This window comes from Qipengyuania algicola (genome assembly GCF_042492175.1).
GTDB lineage: Bacteria > Pseudomonadota > Alphaproteobacteria > Sphingomonadales > Sphingomonadaceae > CAJXSN01.
Genome location: NZ_CP170453.1, coordinates 2,612,810 through 2,632,996, shown reverse-complemented (window position 1 = coordinate 2,632,996; position 20,187 = coordinate 2,612,810). Strand labels below are relative to the sequence as shown.

Genomic DNA, 20,187 nt, shown 5'->3' with positions numbered 1-20,187 from the left:
CCTCCATCAGACTTGGAGCTATTTCGTAGGAACTGTTATGAGCAAGGTCGACTGCCGATTTAAGCTAGAGCTACTTTCGTGACAGCCTCAAAGGCAGGTTTTTGATCTTTCTAACCAAACAAGCCAATCATACCGATGGCTAAGAAGAAAAGCAGCATTGCCCCTGTCACGATTTGCCATCCGGTCGCTGCACCGTGCATCCCGCGTTTCCAGGTAAAGTGCCAGATGAAGCCGGTGGCAAGCATCAAAAGGGTTGCGGTTGCCAATGGTCCCAGTCCGGCGAGCATCAGTGCTATCCATGCGATCACCGGCAATGCGATGACCTGCATCACCAGCGCTCCGCCAAACCAGACGATCGGCACGGGACGGTAGGCTGCATCGGATGCATACCAGTCTGGCAGGGCGCAATCCGCCCGCGCTATGCGGCGGTCGCCCGCCATGACATCACCCTCTTCTTCTGATCTTTTGTCGTCAGTCGAAGAGGCGTCGTCATCAAGCATCAATCATATCGCGGTCCATTTCGCCCGCGCGGTTCTGGATGAAGTTAAAGCGGTGTTCCGGGTTGCGGCCCATCAGGCGGTCGACCAGTTCCTTTACCGCGTGGCGTTGTTCGTGCTCGGCGGGGAGGGTGATGCGGATCAGACTGCGGGTGTCGGGGTTCATGGTGGTTTCGCGCAGCTGGCCGGGATTCATTTCGCCGAGGCCCTTGAAGCGGCCGACATCGACCTTCTTGCCCTTGAACACCGTCTCTTCCAGCTGGATCCGGTGCGCCTCATCCTGCGCGTAGCGGCTCTCTTTGCCGGAAGTCAGGCGGTAGAGCGGCGGCTGGGCGAGATAGAGGTGCCCGTTCCGCACCACATCTGCCATTTCCTGAAAGAAGAACGTCATCAGCAGCGTGGCAATGTGCGCGCCGTCGACATCGGCATCGGTCATGATGATGATCCGGTCGTAGCGCAGATTCTCCGCGTCGCAGTCCTTGCGTGTGCCGCAGCCCATGGCGAGCGTCAGATCGGCGATTTCGCTGTTGGCGCGGATCTTGTCCGGTGTGGCGCTGGCGACGTTGAGGATCTTGCCGCGAATGGGCAGGATCGCCTGCGTCTTGCGGTCGCGGGCCTGCTTGGCACTGCCGCCCGCGGAATCGCCTTCGACTATGAACAATTCGGTCTCGCCGTCGCCCTCGCCGGAGCAGTCGGTCAGCTTGCCCGGGAGGCGGAGCTTCTTGGCATTGGTCGCGGTCTTGCGCTTTATCTCGCGTTCCTGCTTGCGGCGCAGGCGCTCGTCCATCCGCTCCATGACATTGCCGAGCAGGGCCTTACCGCGGTCCATATTGGCCGAGAGGAACAGATCGAAATGATCGCGAATGGCGTTCTCGACCAGACGCGCGGCTTCGGGAGAGGTGAGGCGGTCCTTGGTTTGCGACTGGAATTGCGGATCGCGGATGAAGACGCTCAGCATCACTTCACCGCCGGTCATCACGTCATCGGCAGTGATGTCCTTGGCCTTCTTCGCGCCGGTCAGCTCACCGAAAGCACGCAGGCCTTTTGTGAGCGCCGCGCGCAGGCCCTGCTCGTGCGTGCCGCCATCGGGGGTCGGCACGGTGTTGCAATACCAGCTCGTCGAGCCGTCGGACCAAAGCGGCCATGCTATCGCCCATTCTACCCGGCCCTGCCCGATGCCGTCATCGCCTTCGGGAAACTCCTGCGTGCCGGTGAATGGCTCGGCGGTCACGCATTCGCGGCCTTGAGTTTGCTCCGCCAAATGATCGGCCAGACCGCCGGGAAATTTGAACACCGCCTCTGCCGGGATTTCCTCGGTCGCCAAGGCCTCGGCGCATTTCCAGCGGATTTCGACCCCAGCGAACAAATACGCCTTGGAGCGGGCGAGCTTGAATAGACGGGCCGGTTTGAAGGCGCGGTCACCGAAAATCTCGGTGTCTGGGATAAAGGTAACGGTGGTTCCGCGCCGGTTAGGGGTTGGGCCTAGCTTCTCAATCGGGCCGAGCGAGTGCCCTTTGGAAAACTCCTGCGCATAAAGCTGCCGATCGCGCGCAACCTCCACCCGCGTCAGGCTGGAGAGCGCGTTGACTACGCTGACGCCCACGCCGTGCAGACCGCCGCTGGTGGCGTAGGCCTTGCCCGAGAACTTGCCGCCCGAATGCAAGGTGGAGAGGATCACTTCCAGCGTCGATTTACCGGGATATTTGGGATGCTCGTCCACCGGGATGCCGCGGCCATTATCCGCCACGGTGACGCGGTTGCCTTCCTCGATGCTCAGCTCGATCCGTGTGGCATGGCCCGCAACGGCCTCGTCCATTGCGTTGTCGAGCACTTCGGCCACCAGATGATGCAGCGCGCGGTCATCGGTCCCGCCGATATACATGCCCGGCCGGCGGCGAACCGGCTCCAGGCCTTCCAAAACCTCGATTGAGGAGGCGTTGTAATCGCCGCTGGAAGCGGGCGTTCCATCAAAAAGATCGTCGGACATGGCTCAAGCTATACGCAGGCCGCCGCTGCGCTCACAAGCAAGACAAAATAGTTTTCGCCAGTGTTGACGGTGTTGCCCGTCTGCGAAGCGATCAGTCGCCGAACCGCTGGGGTGCCGCTTCCAGAATGACGATGCTGCCATCGCGTACCTCGCGCACTTCCATCGCGCGCTCGACTTCGCCGTTGCGCTCGAACCGGAAGGCTCCGTCGAGACCGAGGAACCCGCCATCGTCGCGCAGAGCAGAAACGGGGAAGGTGCGGCCGACGCGCCAGTCCTGCGCCACTCTCAGGGCCAGCAAAACAGCGTCATAACCCAAGGTCGCAATACGGAAGGGCTGTCCACCAAAGCGGTTCTGGTAGCTTTCGGTGAAGCGCTTGAACCGGGCATCCGAGACCGAAGAGAAAATCGCCCCGCGCAGAGCCGAGACGCGGGTGATCGAGCCTTCGCCGCTCCACAATTCGGTACCGATGATCTGGGTGGAACCCTGTCCGGACGGTTTCAGAACCCCCGCTGCCTGCGTTGCGAGCCGGGCATTGTCGGCGATGAGCACGGCATCATACCCGCCCGCCTGCCGCAGCCGCTGGGCCGCGCTGACAATAGAGGTGTTGCCGCGCGTATACCGTTCGGTGGAAATCAGCCCGCCGCCCGAACTGCGTAGGGCAGCCGCGAGCGACGCTTCTGCCTGACGGCCATACTGACCCTCCGGTGCCAGAATACTGAAATTGCGCGCACCCTTGCTGCGCGCGTAGCCGACCGACCGGGCAATCGACTGCGAGGGCAAATGCCCCATAACGAATGCGTCCGGGCCGGCCACGCTCGAATCATTGGAGAATGAAATTAAGGGGACTTCTGCCGGGCGAGCTTCGGCCAGAACCTGAGGGACGTTTTCCGCCAGAAGCGGCCCGAGAATCAGCATATTGCCATCATTGATCGCACGGCGTGCTGCGTTGCGCGCGCCGCCTGCGGTATCATAGGTCGTGATCCGCAGATTGTTGGCATTGGTATCGAGGATGGCCATCGTCGTCGCATTGGCAATCGATTGGCCGACATTGGCATTGCCGCCCGACATCGGGACCAGCAATGCCACGCGGTGGCGTTCGGTGTCACCAGAGGGCAGGGCCGTCGCGCTTGGTTCGGGAGCCGGGGCGCTGGTGGTCGGCTCTGGCGCAGGCGCGCTGGCGGTCGGCCCCTTGGGAATGACCTGACAACCGCCCAGCAATGCTGCTGTAGCGGCGACGATCAACGCCTGTTTGCCCAAAATGAAACGCTTCATCGCTTGCGACTCCCTCATTCACTGGTTCATGAGCAGTCACGTGATTAACACGACCGAAACCGAACCTTTGTCCGCTGGGCTCTATATCGTGGCCACGCCGATTGGCAATCTTGGCGATATCACGATGCGGGCAGCCGATATTCTGGCGCGGTGTGATGGTGTTGCGTGCGAGGATACGCGGGTCACAGGGAAACTGATGAAGCATCTCGGCCTGTCAAAGCCGCTGTGGCGCTATGACGATCATGCGGGCGACAAAGACAGAGCGCGCCTGGTCGATTCGATGCAATCGCGCGCGGTGGCACTGGTAAGCGATGCCGGGACGCCGCTGGTCAGCGATCCGGGCTACCGACTGGTCAATGATTGCCGCGAGGCGGGGATACCGGTGACGACCCTGCCCGGTGCCTGCGCGGTGATAGCCGGGCTGACGCTGTCGGGTCTGCCTAATGACCGGTTCCTGTTTGGCGGGTTCCTGCCGGTGAAGGAGAAGGCGCGGGCGGATGTGCTGGCGGAGCTGGGCGCAGTCGAGAGCACGCTGATCTTCTACGAAACCGGCCCACGCTTGACGAAATCCCTACGGGCGATTGCCGATGTGCTGGGCGTGCGAGAAATCGCGGTGGCGCGCGAATTGACCAAGATGCACGAGGAATGCCGGCGCGGGCTGCCCGATGGTCTGATCGCCTATTACGAGGCCAATCCGCCGAAGGGAGAGATCGTCCTGTTGGTCGGGCCGCCGGAATTGGTGGAAGGCGAGCACGATCTGGATGCGCTGCTCAAGGAAGCGCTGCTCGAGAACAAGCCCTCGCAAGCCGCGGGGAAGGTCGCCAAGGCGACGGGGGCGGATCGCAAAGCGCTTTATGCCCGCGCGCTCGAACTGCGCACTCCGTGAAACGACAGCAAGCCGAGAAGCGCGGGCGCGAGGGTGAGACGCGTGCGGCCCTCTGGCTGAAGGCGAAGGGCTGGCGCATTTTGGCAAAGCGCGTGAAGACCCCGCGCGGAGAGATCGACCTGATTGCCAAGCGTGGCGGACTGGTCGCTTTCGTCGAGGTGAAATGGCGGCGCGCGAAGGCCGATCTGGACTTTGCCATCGATGCGCACCGCCTTCAGCGCGTGGCGGCGGCCGTGGAATGCGTGGCGCATGAATATGCGACCGAAGGCGAGGATATCACGGTCGACGTGATCCTCCTTGCACCGGGCACCCTGCCACGCCACATCCCCAATGCATGGCAGCCCTAGAGCCTCTCCAAAGGAATACCCGGATATGAGTTTGCGTGTAGCCGTCCAGATGGACCCGATGGAAAGCGTGAAGATCGCTGGCGATTCGAGCTTTGCGCTGATGCTCGCTGCGCAGGAGCGCGGGCACACGGTGATGCATTACGATGTTGGCACGCTGGCATGGGAGGCAGACGGGACCAAGGCTGGGCGGATCACAGCGCATTGCGCCCCGGTGACGGTGCAGCGGGTGGAGGGCGACCATTTCACCATGGGCGAGCGCCGCCAGACCGATCTGGCAAAGGATGTCGATGTCATCCTGATGCGACAGGATCCACCTTTCGATCTGGGCTATATCAGTGCAGCTCTGATCCTTGACCGGTTGCAGGGCCAGACGCTGGTCAGCAACGATCCGCGCGAAGTAGTGAATGCGCCGGAAAAAATGTTCGTTCTGGACTATGCCGAGTTCATGCCGCCGACACTCATCGCCCGGACACTGGACGAAGTGCGCGCCTTTCAAGCCAAGCATGGGGCGGTGGTTGTTAAACCTCTCCACGGCAATGGCGGGAAAGCGATTTTCAAGCTGGATGCAGACGGCACCAATCTCTCCGCCCTTTTCGAAGTGTTCAACCAGACCTGGCCCGAGGCGCATATGGTCCAGCCTTTCCTCCCCGAAGTGAGCGAGGGCGACAAGCGCATCGTCCTGATCGACGGGGAATTTGCCGGAGCGATCAACCGCAAGCCGGGCGAGGGGGAATTCCGCTCCAACCTTGCGCAGGGTGGCTATGCCGAAAGCGCGACCTTGACGGCGCGCGAAGAAGAGATTTGCGCCGCCATGGGCCCGGAGCTGAAACGGCGCGGTCTGACCTTTGTCGGCATCGATGTGATCGGCGGCAAATGGCTGACCGAAATCAATGTCACCAGCCCGACCGGCATCGTCGCAATCGACCAGTTCAATGGCACAGACACCGCAGGCAAAATCTGGGACGCGCTGGAGCGGCGGCACGCGGAAATGGTCAAGGGCTGATCCTATAGCGGCACGTCCTGTGTGCCGCTGCGTTGCACCACCATGGATGAGTTCATTGTCAGTCTGATCGAGCGGCTCGGCTATCTGGGCGTCGCCGTGTTGATGGCGCTCGAAAACATCTTCCCGCCCATGCCATCGGAGGCGATCATGGGCGCGGGCGCCCTCGCGATTGACCGCGGCAGCATGGAATTCTGGCCGCTGCTGATCGCCGGAACTATCGGTACGGTGATCGGCAATTACTTCTGGTTCATGATTGGCGACCGCCTTGGCTACGAGCGGCTCGGCCCGTTCATCGTGCGCTATGGCCGCTGGCTTACGATGGAATGGCAGGATGTGGAGCGTGCCACGAAGTTTTTCCGCCGTCACGGGCACTGGGTTGTCTTTGCGCTGAGGGCAACGCCAATCATGCGCACCATGATCTCGCTGCCGGCGGGTCTCGCACATATGGGCAAGGTGAAGTTTGTTTTGTTCACCGCAGCGGGCGCGGCGCTGTGGAACGTCATGCTGATCAAGGGCACGCAGTGGCTCGCGCGGACATTCTCCGACATTGACGATATCGTCAGCGGGGTCATCATTGCGATAATGGTGGTGGCGACGGCCGCTTATCTCTGGCGACTCGCAACATGGAAACCGCGCAGCCAGCGCTGAACTAGTCGTCGCGTTCTCGCGGATGGGCGCTGCGATAGGTGTCTAGCATCGTGGCCGCATCGACCTTGGTATAGATTTGCGTCGACCCAAGGCTGGCGTGACCGAGCAATTCCTGCAGGCTCCGCAGATCCGCCCCTTCGCCCAGAAGATGCGTCGCGAAACTGTGGCGCAGCGCATGGGGCGTGGCGGTGTCGGGCAGGCCGAGGGACCGGCGCGCGCGTGCGGTAGCCTTTTGCACCATGCCTTGCGAAAGCGGGCCACCTTTGGCCCCGCGAAACAAGGGCTCGCCCTTCGGCAGCGGGTAGGGACAGGCCTCTACATACGCCTCCACCGCCTCACGCAATTGCGGCAGGATCGGAACGACACGCTGCTTGCTGCCCTTACCGGTTACGGTCAATGTCTCGCCGAGCGGCAGCACCTCAGCGGTCAGCGACAGTGCCTCTGCCACCCGCATCCCTGCACCATAGAGCAGCAGCAACACGGCCCGGTCGCGAAGACCGATCCAGCCTTCTGACGCGTCGCTGTCCACGCGCTCTGCCATGCCGACAGCCTCGTCCGGGGTAACAGGCCGGGGTAGGCCTTTCTTGATACGTGGCCCGCGTAGGCGCGGCGCTCCGGTCTGCTCCATTCCAGCCTCGCTTTGGGCAAAGCGGATAAAGGATTTGAGCGCTGACAATTCGCGCGCCGCAGAGGCATTCGACAGCCCTTCGGCACGCCGCATGGCAAGATGCCGGCGCAGGGTGCTTGCATCCAGCGTCCCGATGCTTTCGTAAGTTGCGCCATCCTGCGCCAACAACAGTCTCTGTGCAGCCTTGGTGTAGGCTCTGACTGTATGCGCCGACCGCCGCAGATCATCGGTCAGATGCGCGGCCCATCGTTCCAGAATGGCGGGATTGCTCATGCGCCGAGCAATTCATCAGCGACCAGTTCACCGAGCAATCCGTCAAGCAGCGGCATACCGGCAGCGGTCACGCCCAGCGTGTCGCCGCGCTGCCAGACCAGACCAAGATCGGTGTAAAGCGCGACCTTTGTTGCATCGAGCAACGCGGATGCGGCGATGCCTGTCCGCCGGGCCAGCGCTTGTATATCGACACCTTCTGTCAGCCGCAGGCCCATCAGCAACGCTTCTGACGCCTGCTCGTGCGGGGGAAGGGTGCGCAGATCGGCAATGCCTTCACCGCGATCCGCGACAGCCGCCAGCCAGTTTTCCGGCTTCTTGTGCCGCTGCACCGCGTTGCCGCCACGCCGCCCATGCGCGCCCGGACCGATCCCGCAATAATCGCGGTATCGCCAATAGGTGAGGTTGTGCCGGCTCTCCTGCCCCGACGCGGAGTGATTGCTGATCTCGTAGGCGGGCAGGCCCGCAGCGCGGGTCATGTCTTGGGTCAGAGTATAGAGCGCGGCGGCATCGTCCCCCTCCATTGGCTCCAGCGCGCCGATGCGGGCATCGGTGGCGAAGCGGGTGCCGGGCTCTATCGTCAACTGATAGAGCGACAGATGCGAGGTCCCGAAGGAAAGCGCACGGGTCAGTTCCGCCGGCCACTCATCCGCAGTCTGCCCGGGGCGGGCGTAAATCAAATCGAAGGTGGTTCGCTCAAACAACTTCTGGGCCTCGTCCAAAGCTGCAAGAGCCTCGTCCACCGAATGCTCGCGGCCGAGAAAGCGCAGCGCATCGTCGTCCAGTGATTGAATGCCCAGCGACACGCGGTTCACCCCCGCCGCTGCCAGATCGCGAAATTTGGCTGCCTCGAAGCTGGTCGGATTGGCTTCGAGAGTAATCTCGATAGCGGGATCGAATCCCCACAGTTTTTCGGCTCCGGTCAGCAGTTCAGCCACCAGTGATGGTGGCATCAGCGACGGGGTTCCGCCGCCAAAGAAGATGGAATGCAGCGCATCCCCGCCAGCCAGCTCCGCTTCATATTGCATGTCCGATAACAGGCTGCGCGCCCACAGCGCGTGATCCACCTCGGCCCGCACATGACTGTTGAAGTCGCAGTAAGGACATTTCTTCAGGCAAAAGGGCCAGTGTATGTATAAAGCCTGCGCCACAACCAGACCCTCGCGTCCGGCAACAAGGGAAGTCAAGATGCGCCGTCCATACTCAGCCAGTGTTTTCACCGCCGCATTGATGATGAGCAGCGCCTGCACCGCGCAGGAGACCGCACCGGTTCAATCGACAGGTACGCCAGTCATCGCTGCGCCCGAAGCTCCGGAGGAAGAGGCGCAGCCGATCGATCTGTTTGCGCTCAGCTTCCTGCAATCGCACAACCGTGCCCGCGCAGAAGTTGCCGCGCAGCCTCTTACGTGGAGCGCCGAGCTGGCCGAGGATGCAGCGGAATATGCCGAAGTGCTGGCCGGGCTCAACCGTATCGAACACGCAAGCGAAGAAGCGCGCGGCGGGGCGGGCGAGAATCTGTGGATCGGCACCACCGGCTATTTCAGCACCACCGCAATGATGGATGCTTTCCTGACCGAGAAAGAGATTTTCAAGCCGGGCGTGTTTCCCGATGTTTCGACCACCGGCAATTGGGTGGATGTGGGGCACTACACCCAGATCATCTGGAAAGAGACCGAGGAAGTCGGCTGCGCCATCGCCGCGAATGCGCAAAACGATGTGCTGGTTTGCCGGTATTTGCCCGCCGGAAACTGGCGCGGCACGCCAATGCCTTGAAGAGGGCTAGAACCCTTCAGCCGAACTGATCGGCGACCAGTTTCTTGAAAGCATCGGCGCGGTGGCTGATCGCGTGTTTGTCGGCCGGGTCCAGCTCGGCAAAGGTCTGGTCGTAGCCCTCAGGCACGAACACCGGATCATAGCCGAAGCCCATTTCACCGCGCGGGGGCCATGATAGGGTGCCCGGCGCGGTGCCTTCATACACGGCATATTCGCCGTCGGGCCACGCCAGAGCGAGCACGCAGTGAAACGCGCAGGCACGGCTGGCATTGGTGCCCAGCGCCTGCACCATTCCCTCGACCTTGCCCATCGCCATGAACCAGTCGCGGCCCGGCTCCCCTTCGAACCATTGCCGCTCCGCCCAGTCAGCAGTGTAGACTCCGGGCCTGCCGCCCAGCGCATCGACCGATAATCCGCTGTCATCCGCCAGCGCGGCCATGCCCGAAGCTTCTGCCGAGGCGCGGGCCTTGATCAATGCGTTCTCGGCAAAAGTGGTGCCCGTCTCGGCAGGCTCGGGCAGGCCGAGTGAGCCCGCCGAGAGACACTGCACGCCGTAAGGATCGAGCAAGGCCTGAATTTCTTTCAGCTTGCCAGCATTGTGGGTCGCGATGACCAGGCTGCCCGATCCGATAAGGCGTGTCATTTAGCGGTCGCTTTGTCCTGTGCTGCGAAGATATCGTCGCAGCCCATTTTCGCCAGACGGAGCAGTCGCAGCAGGCCCTCTTCGTCATAGGTCGCGCCCTCTGCGGTGGCCTGCACCTCGGCTATCTGGCCGCCTTCGATCAGCACGAAATTGGCATCCGCATCAGCGTCGCTGTCTTCCGGATAATCCAGATCAAGCACCGGCGTGCCCTTGTAGATACCGCAGGAGATGGCGGCGATTTTGCCTTGAATCGGGTCTTCCTTCAGATCGCCCGAGGCAATCAGTCCATCGACTGCTAGTTTCAGCGCCACCCATGCGCCGCTGATCGAGGCGGTGCGGGTGCCGCCATCGGCCTGAATAACATCGCAATCGAGCGTAATCTGCCGCTCGCCCAGCTTTTTCAGATCGACGACAGAGCGCAAGGAGCGCCCGATCAGCCGCTGGATTTCCTGCGTGCGTCCCGATTGCTTGCCCCGTGCGGCTTCGCGGCTGCCACGGGTGTGCGTGGCGCGCGGGAGCATCGAGTATTCGCCAGTGACCCAGCCTTCGCCCTTGCCGCGCAGCCACGGCGGAATGCGTTCTTCCACGCTGGCGGTGCACAGCACCTTGGTCTCGCCAAAGCTGATCAGGCACGATCCCTCTGCGTGTTTGGTGTAGCCTGTCTCGATAGTGATGGCGCGCATTTCGTCGGGCGCACGGCCAGAGGGTCGCATGAATTTCTCCAGATGGATTTATCGTTCGCCAGCGCGTTAGGCGTTTGGGCCATCCGCATGCAAGTCCGCATGCAAGCTTGCCCAGAGCAGCGCCATCGCTATCTGTTGGTAATATGGCCTCGCCCCCGCTCAACGAACTGACAGACCGCGCGCGCTCTATATTTCAGCTGGTGGTGGAAGGCTATCTCGATAGCGGGGAACCTGTCGGCTCCAAAACCTTGGCGCAGGGAGGGGGGCTGAACCTGTCGCCAGCCTCGATCCGCTCCGTTCTGGCCGATCTGGAAAGCGCCGGACTGCTGTCCGCTCCGCATACCAGCGCCGGTAGGATGCCGACCGAAAGCGGCCTGCGCATCTTTGTCGATGGCATGATGCAGGTGGCTGAACCGACCGCTGTGGAGCGAGCCGCCATCGAGCAGCGATTGAGTACATCCGGCCCGATCGAGCAGGCGCTGGAAACGACCAGCGCGATCCTGTCAGACATCAGCGGGGCAGCGGGCATGGTGATGGTGCCACGCCGTGAGCCGCGACTGTCACAGGTGACGCTGGTGCCGCTGGGGCAGGGGCGGGCGCTCGCGGTTCTGGTGGGCGAGGACGGTCAGGTGGAAAACCGCGTAATGGATGTGGGCACTACGCCGGGCCAAACCCTCGAACAGGTCAGCAATTACATTTCTGCCCGTTTGGCAGGCCGCACTTTGCCCGAGGCGGCGGCCGACATTCGGCGCGAACTGGCCAGCGGAAAGAGCGCGCTCGACGAAGCAAGCCGCGATCTGGTGGAGCGCGGTATCGCCGTGTGGAGCGAGGATGCCGCGGAGCGCCCCGTCCTGATTGTGCGCGGGCAAGCCAATCTTCTGGACGAAGCCGCTATGGAGGATCTGGAGCGGGTTCGGTCCCTTCTCGATGATCTGGAAAGCAAACACTCGGTCGCCGATTTGCTGGAAAGAGCGCGCGAAGCGGAATCTACGCGCATTTTCATCGGCGCAGAAAACCGTCTGTTCGCGCTCAGCGGGTCGTCGGTCATCGCTTCACCCTACCGCGACAGAGAAGGGAAAGTGGTGGGCGTGCTGGGTGTGATCGGTCCCACGCGGTTGAATTACGCCCGCGTCGTGCCCATGGTTGATTTCACAGCCCGCTCACTGGGCAAACTCATCGGATAATACGGAAAACACTTCACCCATGATGGATGACACGAACAAGCCGGATACGGCAGGCGCAGACGCAGAGATCGAAAAAGAGCTGGAAGGCGTGCCCGAGCACATGCTCGGCGATGAAGATGACGCTGAGGAAGAGAGCGAGCCCGATTTGAGCGCAGAGCTCGAGCAGCTGCGCAACGATTTGGCCGAGGCCAAGCAGGAAACCCTCTATGCCCGCGCCGACACGCAGAATGTCCGACGCCGGATGGAGAAGGACGTGGCCGATGCGCGGACCTACGCCGCGACCGGTTTCGCGCGGGATATATTATCCGTGGCCGACAACCTCTCGCGCGCTGTGGAATCCATTCCGGAGGCCTTGCGCGAGGATGAGAAGTTCAAAGGTCTGGTCGCCGGAATCGAAGCGACCCAGCGCGAGCTGACCAAAGTTTTCGGCCAGCACGGGGTGGAGCGCATCGCCGCCATGGGTCTGCCACTCGACCCGAACCAGCATCAGGCAATGATGGAAGTGCCGACGGACGAGCATGATCCCGGAACCATCGTCCAGGAGATGCAGGCCGGCTATATGATCAAGGATCGCCTGCTGCGCCCGGCAATGGTCGGTGTGGCGAAGAAGCCCGACTAAGTCAGGGACACCTTATCAATCTGAGCGGGCGGTCATGCGAGTGGCCGCCCGTTTTCGTATCGGGGTGCGCCTATCTGTGCCTAGCGAAAGGCAAACCGCAGAAATTCGTCGAACTTCTCCGGGGCATTAGTGATACGATGGATGCTCAGGGAAGGGCCACAAAGGAGAAGTCGCATGAAAAAGTCTCTATACGTCGCACCCGTCGCCATGGTCAGCGCGCTGACCTTGCCCGGATGTGCCGAAAACTATGCTGCGGAGGGCGGTCTGGCTGGAGCGGCAGCAGGAGCAGGCATTGCCGCGCTTACCGGAGGGGATATCGCCACCTACGCTCTGGCGGGGGCCGCTGCGGGCGGCCTTGCCGGATATTTCGTCGACAAGAACGACAAATGCGATGGCTACAACAACAGCCGGTATCTCGATGATGATTGCTTCGGGACCGCAGGTTATCCGGCCGATCCGCGCTATTGATTGCAGCGCAGCAATCTGGCCGCGCCGGGTGTTGGCGCGGCCAGATCGTGATGCACCTGAGGCCTAGACGGTCTGCGCCCGGTTTTCGTCGCGGTGCTTCTTCAGATATTTCATGAAGGGCGTGCCGCCTGTCCCGACGTCGGGATCATTCCCGGCAATCGAACCGGCTTGCTTGTTGATATAGCTCGCTGCGTATTCGAGATGCCGGGTGCGGAACCGGGCTGATTGCTCCAGACAGGCATTGAACGCCGCCTTTAGCGCCGGATCACCGGACCCGGCGACAAAATCGCGCAAGGTCGAATGCCGGGCCAGATCCTCGATAAACCGGCGATGCTCTACCGGGCGATAATGGTGCAGCTCATCCAGAAAGCTTTTCAGCGGATCATCGCTGTGGCCCACCTGGAACAGCGCATCCATTGCCGGGACGATGCTCGATTGTGAACCTGTCTGGCCGCGCAGCGCCTGCGGTTTCCCGCCCAGTGCTTCCACGCCTTGATAGATCAGGCCGCCATCCAGCGCCGGATTATTCGCCCAGCCATGGATATAGGGGCGCACCCGGTGGAAATAGATATAGGGGTCGCAGCGCTCGGTCATCCGCCCGAACACCGCGTAAATACGCTCCCACGCCTCATCCATCTCGGTCAGCAAGCGGGTGGCTTCGGCTGCATCCTTGTTCTTGGCGACCGTGACCAGCCTCGCCGCATTGTCGAGCAGAACGCCCGCTTCCGCTTCGATCGCAACATGGATCAGGACGAACCAGTTTTCGTCATCACCGCCGAGAAAATTCTGGTGCATCGCGATATTGTCGAGCATGATGGGGCCCGATTTGTCGATCCGGTACCAATTGTCGAGAACATAGCCCGAATAGGGCAGCAACGGCGCTTGCCCAAGACGGTCTGAAATGGCGACCATTGGACGGGCCAGATTGGCGGGCAGGGAGGCGGGTGCATCGGCCTCTCCCCAGACATAGGCCTGCACCAGAAAGGACATGTGGACCATCGCAGTGCGCACCTCTTCTTCGGGTGCGTCCTTGGCCCAATCGGTGATGTCGGGTTCGGGTAATTGCTCGAGCCAGTGGCGCACCCGCCCGGAGGTCAACAGCGCGGATAAATTTCCCGCTGCCTCCACGATCGGGTCCCACACCGGGGGCAGGGTGATCTCGTCGATTTCGTAATGCGAAAGGTAGCCGCGTGTCCGCGACATGGCGTAATTCTTCAGCTCCATGTGATTGCTCGTTAGCCGGTCGCGGGTTTGGCCGACCGGACAGACTAAAGTCTATATGCGCGCCATTGGAATCACAAGCGAGCGAACCTAATCGGCACCGGGGAACCGCACCAGCAGATCATAGGCGGCGGGGTCCGAAACGCCTGCCAGCGCGATACCACTTCGCAGCATCCATGCGTGCTTCACAATCTCCGCTTGCTGCTCGATCCCGTAAGCCTCCAGCGGTCGCCCGGGTTTGAGCGAATAGTCGTAGCGGCACCATGGATGGCGGCGCAGCGGAAGGTACCAGTCGCCTTTCGACTGGGTCTGCCAGACATGCGTCATTTCGTGAATGAACAGGCCCTGCCGCTGGAAATGCGCGGTCGCAAAGTCCTCGCAATAGGCCTCGCCCTTGGGGTGAAAATGCAAATGCCCGCGCGGGGCCATGGTGACATGGCGCGGCTGGAAAAAGGCCCATTTGCGCCGCCGGATGGTGACTTTGCGATAGTCGATTGCGTCGCCAAAGACCGACCGGGCTAGGGCGGTCTCCCCCTCGGTCAGCCGCCGCTCGCCGCCAGCCGGACAGAAATCCGGCTCGGCGTGGTCAGCATCGCTTTCCAGATCGAGCGCGCTCACGCTTAACGGTCTGCGCCTGCTGCAACCACCTCGGCGGTGAAGCTCGTTTTGTCTCCGCCCACGACAGTCAGCGTCACATCAACATCCTGACCGGGCTCGACAGTGTCCGGCAGTCCAAACACCATGATATGCTTGCCGCCTGGCTCAAAGGTGACGCTATCGCCGGGGTTGAGCAACAACGGGCCCATTTCGCCCATCACCATTTTGCGTTCCCATTCGGAGGTCTCGTGCAGTTCCGTCTTCTCGGCACCCTCGACAGAAGCGGCCCGAACCGTGGTCGCGCGTTCTCCGTCATAGCTCATATCGAGGTAGATCGCGGCTGGGTTGCCGGCGACTGCGTTCAGCACAAGGCGAGCGTTTTCAATCGTCAGTCCCGGCACAGCTTCAACAGCGCCCGCTGCTTCACCGGCAGGGGCTTCTGCCGTCTCACCGCAAGCGGTCAAGCCGCCGCCAGCTAGCCCCAGTGCCAATGCCATTGCCCATTTGTTCACGCGCTTCACTCCGGTTGTTTATTTGTATGCTCGCCTAGCCCGCTACCTCCCTTGTGCCAAGGGAAAGGCCACCTATATCGCCCTCATAATCGAGCCGCCGACAGGCCTTGCCACATGGGTGGGGGGTCCATGGGCGGTGTCCAATACCTGAAAGAAGATGGGGTACAGAATGAGTAAAGTGATCGGTATCGACCTTGGCACCACCAACAGCTGTGTTGCCGTAATGGACGGCGGCAAGCCGAAGGTCGTGGAGAATTCGGAAGGCGCGCGCACCACGCCGTCGATCGTCGCCTTCACCAAGGATAGCGAACGTCTGATCGGCCAGCCGGCAAAGCGGCAGGCTGTGACCAATCCCGACAACACCTTGTTTGCGATCAAGCGCCTGATCGGCCGCCGGTTCGATGATCCTTTGACCAAGAAGGACATGGAGCTGGTCCCCTACGACATCGTCAAGGGAAAGACCGGCGACGCATGGGTCAAGGCAGGCGGCGAGGAATACTCCCCCAGCCAGATTTCTGCATTCATCCTGCAAAAGATGAAGGAAACCGCCGAGAGCTATCTGGGCGAAACCGTGACGCAGGCGGTGATCACCGTCCCGGCATATTTCAACGATGCCCAGCGTCAGGCAACCAAGGACGCCGGTCAGATTGCTGGTCTGGAAGTCCTGCGCATCATCAACGAGCCGACCGCAGCCGCGCTCGCCTACGGAATGGACAAGGAAGATGGCAAGACCATCGCAGTCTATGACCTTGGCGGCGGCACCTTCGACGTCTCCGTGCTGGAAATCGGCGACGGCGTGTTCGAAGTGAAGTCGACCAATGGCGACACATTCCTCGGCGGTGAAGACTTCGACAACGCGATTGTCGAGTATCTCGCAGAGGCCTTCAAGAAGAAGGAAAACATGGACCTGCGGACCGACAAGCTGGCTCTGCAGCGTCTGAAAGAAGCGGCTGAGAAGGCCAAGATCGAGCTGTCCAGCTCGGCCCAGACCGAGGTCAACCTGCCCTTCATCACCGCCCGCATGGAAGGCGGCGCGTCAACCCCGCTACATCTAGTTGAAACGCTGACCCGTTCCAAGCTGGAGCAGCTGGTCGGTGATCTGATCAAGCGCACGCTGGAGCCGAGCAAGAAGGCGCTGGCCGATGCCGGTCTGGCAGCGAAGGACATCGACGAAGTCATTCTGGTCGGCGGTATGACCCGCATGCCCAAGGTGCGCGAAGTCGTGGAAGAATTCTTCGGCAAGAAGCCCAATACCGGCGTAAACCCGGACGAAGTCGTTGCCATGGGCGCCGCTATTCAGGCCGGCGTTCTGCAGGGCGATGTGAAAGACGTTCTGCTGCTCGACGTGACCCCGCTGTCGCTGGGTATCGAGACGCTGGGCGGTGTCTTCACACGCATGATCGACCGCAACACGACGATCCCGACCAAGAAATCGCAGACCTACTCGACCGCTGAAGATAATCAGCAGGCCGTGACGATCCGCGTGTTCCAGGGCGAACGTGAAATGGCGGCCGACAACAAGCTGCTCGGCAATTTTGACCTTGTTGGCATTCCGCCCGCACCGCGCGGCGTGCCGCAGGTGGAAGTGACCTTCGACATCGACGCCAATGGCATCGTGAACGTGTCCGCCAAGGACAAGGGCACGGGCAAGGAACAGACCATCAAGATCCAGGCGTCGGGCGGCCTCAACGAAGCCGATATCGACCAGATGGTTCAGGATGCGGAGAAATTCGCCGAAGAAGACAAGAAGCGCCGTGAAAGCGCCGAAGCCCGCAACCAGGCCGACAGCCTCGTCCATGCGACCGAGAAGCAGATCTCCGAACATGGCGACAAGATCGACGACGCGCTGAAGACCGAAGTCGAAGCGAAAATCGCCGAGACCAAGACGGCTCTGGAAGGTGACGACGCCGATGCAATCTCTGCAATGGCGCAGGAATTGACCGAAGTCGCCATGAAGATGGGCCAGCAAATCTATGAGCAGGAGCAGGCCAGCGCGGCTTCCGATGCTCCGGCTGATGGCGGCGAAGATGCAGCCAAGGACGAAGACGTTGTCGATGCGGAGTTCTCCGAAGTCGACACCGATGCCGACGCAGACGCTGACGCCAAGAGCTGATCGTTCGAATGACGAACAAAGCCGCCGCCGGTGCAATCGCGCATCGGCGGCGGTCTAGCGTTTAACGAACAGGGAATTTCCTTTGGCTTCCGAAACCGACCTCTACGAATTGCTGGGCGTGGACCGCAGTGCGGATGCCGCCGCGCTTAAATCCGCCTATCGCAAGCTGGCGATGAAATATCACCCCGATCGCAATCCGGGTGATGCCGAGGCAGAGGCCCATTTCAAGGCGGTGGGCGCAGCCTACGAAGTGCTGAAAGACCCGCAAAAGCGCGCGGCCTACGATCAGTATGGCCATGCCGCTTTCCAACAACAGGGCGGCCCCGGCGGCGGCCATGCGGATTTCGGCGATATCGGCGATATTTTCGAGACAATCTTCGGCGGCGGCTTCGGGCGCGGCGGGCGTCAGCGCCAGTCGCGCGGAGCAGACTTGCGCTATGACATGCAGGTCACGCTGGAAGAAGCATTTGACGGCAAGCAGACCCAGATCGAAATCGAAGTCTCGCAAAGCTGCGACACTTGCAACGGTTCGGGCGCAGAGCCGGGTACCGGTACGCGCGGCTGCAACCTGTGCAATGGCCACGGCAAAGTCCGCGCCAATCAGGGGTTCTTTGTGGTCGAGCGGCCTTGCCCCAATTGCCACGGGCGCGGCGAAGTTCTGGAAGACCCGTGTGGCAATTGCCGGGGCGAGGGCCGGGTGGACATGCCACAAGCCCTCGACGTGGAAATTCCGCCCGGCGTCGATACGGGCACGCGTATCCGATTGAGCGGCAAGGGCGAGGCAGGCCCACGCGGTGCACCTCCGGGCGACCTCTACATTTTCATCCACATTGCCGAGCATGACCTGTTCCAGCGCGAAGGCACCACATTGCTGACCCGCGTGCCGATCAGTTTCACGACCGCGGCGCTGGGCGGATCGGTCGATATTCCCGATCTCGACGGTTCGACCAACTCGATCGACATTCCCGCCGGGATCCAGTCTGGCAAACAGCTTCGCAAGCGCGGCGCGGGCATGCCCGTGTTGCAAGGGCGCGGGCGCGGCGATCTGGTGGTGGAGATCATGGTCGAGACGCCGACCAAGCTCAGCAAAGCGCAGAAGGAACTTCTGACACAGTTCCGCGAGACCGAGACTGGTGCGGAATGCCCGCAAGCGCAGGGCTTTTTCGATAAGCTGAAAGGTGCGCTCGGGGCCTGATTAGAACGCCTGATCAGCTCGGGCCTCTCGACAGCCAAATCGCTTTGCGCTTAGGACAATCCCAACGATACAAAAGGGATGGTCTGATGAAGAAACTCGTAACCGCAACGCTCGCTGCGTCCGCTGCCGCATTGCTGGCAGCATCGCCCGCGATGGCCCAGCGTAATTTCGACGACGTGCAGATCACGACCGAGGAAATTGCCCCCGGTGTGGCGGTTCTGTTCGGCGCGGGCGGCAATATCGGCGTCAGCCATGGCGAAGACGGCACGGTCCTAATCGACGACCAGTTTGCGCCGCTCACAGCCAAGATTCAGGCCGCGATTGCCGAACTGGGCGCAGGGCCGGTCGACTATCTCATCAACACCCATTGGCATTTCGATCATTCGGGCGGAAACGAGAATTTCGGCAAAGCCGGTGCGCTGATCTTTGCGCACCACAATGTCCGCACACGCATGGCAGCGGGCGGCATGGCGGCGGGCAACTCGACCCCGCCTGCGGCGAAGATTGCTCTGCCGGTCGTCACCTATGAACAAGGTCTGCGGTTCAATCTCAATGGCGACCGCGTGAACGTCGTGTTCACTGGCGGCGGGCACACCGATGGCGACAGTGTGATCCATTGGGAGGAGGCCAATATCGTCCATATGGGTGACCTCTATTTCAAGATCCCCGGCTATCCGTTCATCGATGTAAACTCCGGCGGTAATGTCGTGAATGCAATGAATTCGCTGGATCAGGTGATCCGCATGATCGACGATGAAACCCAAGTGATCCCGGGCCACGGACCGATGTCGAACAAGGCCGAGCTGGTCGCTTATCGCGCGATGATGGGTGAGGCGGTGTCGCTGGTGCGCGCCTTGCGAGATGAGGGCATGACCAAGGAAGAGGCGATTGCGGCGAAACCGCTGGCAGGCTTCAACCGGGGCGAGGGCTTCATCGGTCCCGACCAGTTCGTCGAGGCGATCTGGACCTCGCTGGACTGACACCGGAGCAAACCCAGTGGCCGTCCTGCCATCCCTCACCATCATCGATGATTTTCTCGCCGAGCCGCACAGCGTCCGCCGCGCGGCGCTGGCGCTCGACTATGATGACGAGGCGAACCAGAGCAATTTTCCGGGACGGAATTCATCGAAAGCCTTGCCTACCAAGACGCTGGAGCAGGCCGTTTCCAACCAGATCGGTGTGCCGGTTGTGGGAACGCCGCAGACCAGCCATGGCCGTTGCCGGATCACGCTGAAGAACGACAAGGGGCAAAGCGGGGTCCACGTCGATCCCGCATTCTATTCCGGCATTCTCTATCTCTCCCGTCCGGAAGACTGCGAAAAGCCCAATGCCGGCGGCACGGATTTCTTTCGCCACAAGAAGAGCGGGCTGGACCGAGTGCCGCCCACACTGGAAGCCGCGCGCGCTGCCGGATTTCCCGATATCAACGCGGTGCTGGGCGAGGTGGTGAACAAGGATACGACCCATCCGGCCAAGTGGCAGCGGACCATTCGGGTGCCGATCCGGTTCAACCGGCTGATCTTGTTTTCCCCCTGGCTATTCCACACCGCTGCGCCCGGTTTCGGCACCGATCTGGAAAGCGGACGGCTGGCGATGTTGCTGTTCTTCGACAGGGCAGGCGCGCTGCCCGGGTAAGCGGG

The 20,187-nt window shown here is 61.6% G+C and carries 22 protein-coding genes; 12 read left to right on the top strand and 10 right to left on the bottom strand.

What is annotated here, in order from left to right:
• Positions 1 to 110: 110 nt before the first annotated feature.
• The 3 genes from ACFCW2_RS12525 to ACFCW2_RS12515 all read right to left on the bottom strand — a co-directional run bounded on the left by ACFCW2_RS12525 (position 111) and on the right by ACFCW2_RS12515 (position 3,757).
• Positions 111 to 440: a hypothetical protein gene (locus tag ACFCW2_RS12525; protein WP_379546828.1), complete on the bottom strand. Its 330-nt coding sequence runs from the start codon at positions 438 to 440 to the stop codon at positions 111 to 113.
• A gap of 52 nt (positions 441 to 492) precedes the next feature.
• Positions 493 to 2,484 (bottom strand): DNA topoisomerase IV subunit B, encoded by a 1,992-nt coding sequence (parE, locus tag ACFCW2_RS12520; protein ID WP_379546827.1) that lies wholly within the window; start codon positions 2,482 to 2,484, stop codon positions 493 to 495.
• Positions 2,485 to 2,575: 91 nt separating this feature from the next.
• The gene (locus ACFCW2_RS12515) at positions 2,576 to 3,757 is read right to left on the bottom strand and encodes a penicillin-binding protein activator (RefSeq protein ID WP_379546825.1); all 1,182 of its coding nucleotides are present in this window, start codon (positions 3,755 to 3,757) and stop codon (positions 2,576 to 2,578) included.
• A 28-nt stretch (positions 3,758 to 3,785) separates the two neighbouring features.
• On the opposite strand from ACFCW2_RS12515, the gene rsmI reads away from it, so the two are divergent.
• From rsmI to ACFCW2_RS12495, 4 genes are read left to right on the top strand one after another with little or no spacing between them, the layout of a single operon-like run.
• Positions 3,786 to 4,643, top strand: coding sequence for a 16S rRNA (cytidine(1402)-2'-O)-methyltransferase (rsmI, locus tag ACFCW2_RS12510; RefSeq protein WP_379546824.1), 858 nt, complete (start codon positions 3,786 to 3,788; stop codon positions 4,641 to 4,643).
• On the top strand, positions 4,640 to 4,990 hold the full coding sequence (locus ACFCW2_RS12505; protein WP_379546822.1) for a YraN family protein: 351 nt from the start codon (positions 4,640 to 4,642) through the stop codon (positions 4,988 to 4,990). Before rsmI ends, ACFCW2_RS12505 begins: the two co-directional genes overlap by 4 nt.
• A 25-nt stretch (positions 4,991 to 5,015) precedes the next feature.
• Positions 5,016 to 5,993, top strand: a complete 978-nt coding sequence (gshB, locus tag ACFCW2_RS12500; RefSeq protein ID WP_379546820.1) for a glutathione synthase — start codon at positions 5,016 to 5,018, stop codon at positions 5,991 to 5,993.
• 42 nt (positions 5,994 to 6,035) lie between these two features.
• Positions 6,036 to 6,641, top strand: a complete 606-nt coding sequence (locus ACFCW2_RS12495) for a DedA family protein (RefSeq protein ID WP_379546819.1) — start codon at positions 6,036 to 6,038, stop codon at positions 6,639 to 6,641.
• Between the two features lies 1 nt (position 6,642).
• On the opposite strand, the gene ACFCW2_RS12490 is transcribed toward ACFCW2_RS12495, so the two are convergent.
• Positions 6,643 to 7,542 (bottom strand): tyrosine recombinase XerC, encoded by a 900-nt coding sequence (locus ACFCW2_RS12490; RefSeq protein WP_379546817.1) that lies wholly within the window; start codon positions 7,540 to 7,542, stop codon positions 6,643 to 6,645.
• The gene (gene hemW / locus ACFCW2_RS12485; RefSeq protein WP_379548980.1) at positions 7,539 to 8,690 is read right to left on the bottom strand and encodes a radical SAM family heme chaperone HemW; all 1,152 of its coding nucleotides are present in this window, start codon (positions 8,688 to 8,690) and stop codon (positions 7,539 to 7,541) included. The genes ACFCW2_RS12490 and hemW overlap by 4 nt, the downstream gene beginning before the upstream one ends.
• A 37-nt stretch (positions 8,691 to 8,727) precedes the next feature.
• Between hemW and ACFCW2_RS12480 the strand changes: the two genes are divergently transcribed.
• Positions 8,728 to 9,312 carry a CAP domain-containing protein gene (locus ACFCW2_RS12480; RefSeq protein ID WP_379546816.1) on the top strand — a complete coding sequence of 195 codons (585 nt, stop codon included), beginning with the start codon at positions 8,728 to 8,730 and terminating at the stop codon, positions 9,310 to 9,312.
• A 16-nt stretch (positions 9,313 to 9,328) separates the two neighbouring features.
• On the opposite strand, the gene rdgB is transcribed toward ACFCW2_RS12480, so the two are convergent.
• Both rdgB and rph read right to left on the bottom strand, forming a co-directional pair.
• Positions 9,329 to 9,955, bottom strand: coding sequence for an RdgB/HAM1 family non-canonical purine NTP pyrophosphatase (gene rdgB, locus ACFCW2_RS12475; protein WP_379546814.1), 627 nt, complete (start codon positions 9,953 to 9,955; stop codon positions 9,329 to 9,331).
• Positions 9,952 to 10,668 carry a ribonuclease PH gene (rph, locus tag ACFCW2_RS12470; RefSeq protein WP_379546813.1) on the bottom strand — a complete coding sequence of 239 codons (717 nt, stop codon included), beginning with the start codon at positions 10,666 to 10,668 and terminating at the stop codon, positions 9,952 to 9,954. The genes rdgB and rph overlap by 4 nt, the downstream gene beginning before the upstream one ends.
• Positions 10,669 to 10,781: 113 nt before the next feature.
• Between rph and hrcA the strand changes: the two genes are divergently transcribed.
• From hrcA to ACFCW2_RS12455, 3 genes are all read left to right on the top strand, one after another.
• Complete coding sequence (hrcA, locus tag ACFCW2_RS12465) at positions 10,782 to 11,822, top strand: heat-inducible transcriptional repressor HrcA (RefSeq protein WP_379546811.1); 1,041 nt, start codon at positions 10,782 to 10,784, stop codon at positions 11,820 to 11,822.
• Positions 11,823 to 11,841: 19 nt separating this feature from the next.
• A complete protein-coding gene (gene grpE, locus ACFCW2_RS12460) occupies positions 11,842 to 12,441 on the top strand; it encodes a nucleotide exchange factor GrpE (protein ID WP_379546810.1) in 600 nt (199 codons plus the stop codon).
• A 174-nt stretch (positions 12,442 to 12,615) separates the two neighbouring features.
• Complete coding sequence (locus tag ACFCW2_RS12455) at positions 12,616 to 12,909, top strand: hypothetical protein (RefSeq protein WP_379546808.1); 294 nt, start codon at positions 12,616 to 12,618, stop codon at positions 12,907 to 12,909.
• Positions 12,910 to 12,972: 63 nt separating this feature from the next.
• Here the strand turns inward: ACFCW2_RS12455 and ACFCW2_RS12450 are convergent, their stop codons facing one another.
• The 3 genes from ACFCW2_RS12450 to ACFCW2_RS12440 all read right to left on the bottom strand — a co-directional run bounded on the left by ACFCW2_RS12450 (position 12,973) and on the right by ACFCW2_RS12440 (position 15,224).
• Positions 12,973 to 14,133: an indoleamine 2,3-dioxygenase gene (locus tag ACFCW2_RS12450; RefSeq protein ID WP_379546807.1), complete on the bottom strand. Its 1,161-nt coding sequence runs from the start codon at positions 14,131 to 14,133 to the stop codon at positions 12,973 to 12,975.
• 87 nt (positions 14,134 to 14,220) lie between these two features.
• Entirely contained in the window at positions 14,221 to 14,748 is a 528-nt protein-coding gene (locus tag ACFCW2_RS12445) for a vgr related protein (protein WP_379546805.1), read from the bottom strand.
• Positions 14,749 to 14,750: 2 nt separating this feature from the next.
• The gene (locus ACFCW2_RS12440) at positions 14,751 to 15,224 is read right to left on the bottom strand and encodes a copper chaperone PCu(A)C (protein ID WP_379546804.1); all 474 of its coding nucleotides are present in this window, start codon (positions 15,222 to 15,224) and stop codon (positions 14,751 to 14,753) included.
• Between the two features lie 184 nt (positions 15,225 to 15,408).
• Between ACFCW2_RS12440 and dnaK the strand changes: the two genes are divergently transcribed.
• The 4 genes from dnaK (at position 15,409) to ACFCW2_RS12420 (ending at position 20,182) form a co-directional block, all read left to right on the top strand.
• Positions 15,409 to 17,352 carry a molecular chaperone DnaK gene (dnaK, locus tag ACFCW2_RS12435; protein WP_379546802.1) on the top strand — a complete coding sequence of 648 codons (1,944 nt, stop codon included), beginning with the start codon at positions 15,409 to 15,411 and terminating at the stop codon, positions 17,350 to 17,352.
• An 82-nt stretch (positions 17,353 to 17,434) separates the two neighbouring features.
• Entirely contained in the window at positions 17,435 to 18,547 is a 1,113-nt protein-coding gene (dnaJ, locus tag ACFCW2_RS12430) for a molecular chaperone DnaJ (RefSeq protein WP_379546801.1), read from the top strand.
• A gap of 86 nt (positions 18,548 to 18,633) precedes the next feature.
• Positions 18,634 to 19,527: an MBL fold metallo-hydrolase gene (locus ACFCW2_RS12425; RefSeq protein ID WP_379546799.1), complete on the top strand. Its 894-nt coding sequence runs from the start codon at positions 18,634 to 18,636 to the stop codon at positions 19,525 to 19,527.
• Positions 19,528 to 19,543: 16 nt separating this feature from the next.
• Positions 19,544 to 20,182 (top strand): DUF6445 family protein, encoded by a 639-nt coding sequence (locus ACFCW2_RS12420; RefSeq protein ID WP_379546798.1) that lies wholly within the window; start codon positions 19,544 to 19,546, stop codon positions 20,180 to 20,182.
• The last annotated feature ends 5 nt before the right edge of the window (positions 20,183 to 20,187 follow it).

Coding starts and splice junctions, on each gene's coding strand:
- ACFCW2_RS12525 (WP_379546828.1), bottom strand. CDS start 440: ATGGCGGGCGACCGCCGCATAGCGCGGGCGGATTGCGCCCTGCCAGAC.
- parE (WP_379546827.1), bottom strand. CDS start 2,484: ATGTCCGACGATCTTTTTGATGGAACGCCCGCTTCCAGCGGCGATTAC.
- ACFCW2_RS12515 (WP_379546825.1), bottom strand. CDS start 3,757: ATGAAGCGTTTCATTTTGGGCAAACAGGCGTTGATCGTCGCCGCTACA.
- rsmI (WP_379546824.1), top strand. CDS start 3,786: ATGAGCAGTCACGTGATTAACACGACCGAAACCGAACCTTTGTCCGCT.
- gshB (WP_379546820.1), top strand. CDS start 5,016: ATGAGTTTGCGTGTAGCCGTCCAGATGGACCCGATGGAAAGCGTGAAG.
- ACFCW2_RS12495 (WP_379546819.1), top strand. CDS start 6,036: ATGGATGAGTTCATTGTCAGTCTGATCGAGCGGCTCGGCTATCTGGGC.
- ACFCW2_RS12490 (WP_379546817.1), bottom strand. CDS start 7,542: ATGAGCAATCCCGCCATTCTGGAACGATGGGCCGCGCATCTGACCGAT.
- ACFCW2_RS12480 (WP_379546816.1), top strand. CDS start 8,728: ATGCGCCGTCCATACTCAGCCAGTGTTTTCACCGCCGCATTGATGATG.
- rdgB (WP_379546814.1), bottom strand. CDS start 9,955: ATGACACGCCTTATCGGATCGGGCAGCCTGGTCATCGCGACCCACAAT.
- rph (WP_379546813.1), bottom strand. CDS start 10,668: ATGCGACCCTCTGGCCGTGCGCCCGACGAAATGCGCGCCATCACTATC.
- hrcA (WP_379546811.1), top strand. CDS start 10,782: ATGGCCTCGCCCCCGCTCAACGAACTGACAGACCGCGCGCGCTCTATA.
- grpE (WP_379546810.1), top strand. CDS start 11,842: ATGATGGATGACACGAACAAGCCGGATACGGCAGGCGCAGACGCAGAG.
- ACFCW2_RS12455 (WP_379546808.1), top strand. CDS start 12,616: ATGAAAAAGTCTCTATACGTCGCACCCGTCGCCATGGTCAGCGCGCTG.
- ACFCW2_RS12450 (WP_379546807.1), bottom strand. CDS start 14,133: ATGGAGCTGAAGAATTACGCCATGTCGCGGACACGCGGCTACCTTTCG.
- ACFCW2_RS12440 (WP_379546804.1), bottom strand. CDS start 15,224: ATGGCATTGGCACTGGGGCTAGCTGGCGGCGGCTTGACCGCTTGCGGT.
- dnaK (WP_379546802.1), top strand. CDS start 15,409: ATGAGTAAAGTGATCGGTATCGACCTTGGCACCACCAACAGCTGTGTT.
- ACFCW2_RS12425 (WP_379546799.1), top strand. CDS start 18,634: ATGAAGAAACTCGTAACCGCAACGCTCGCTGCGTCCGCTGCCGCATTG.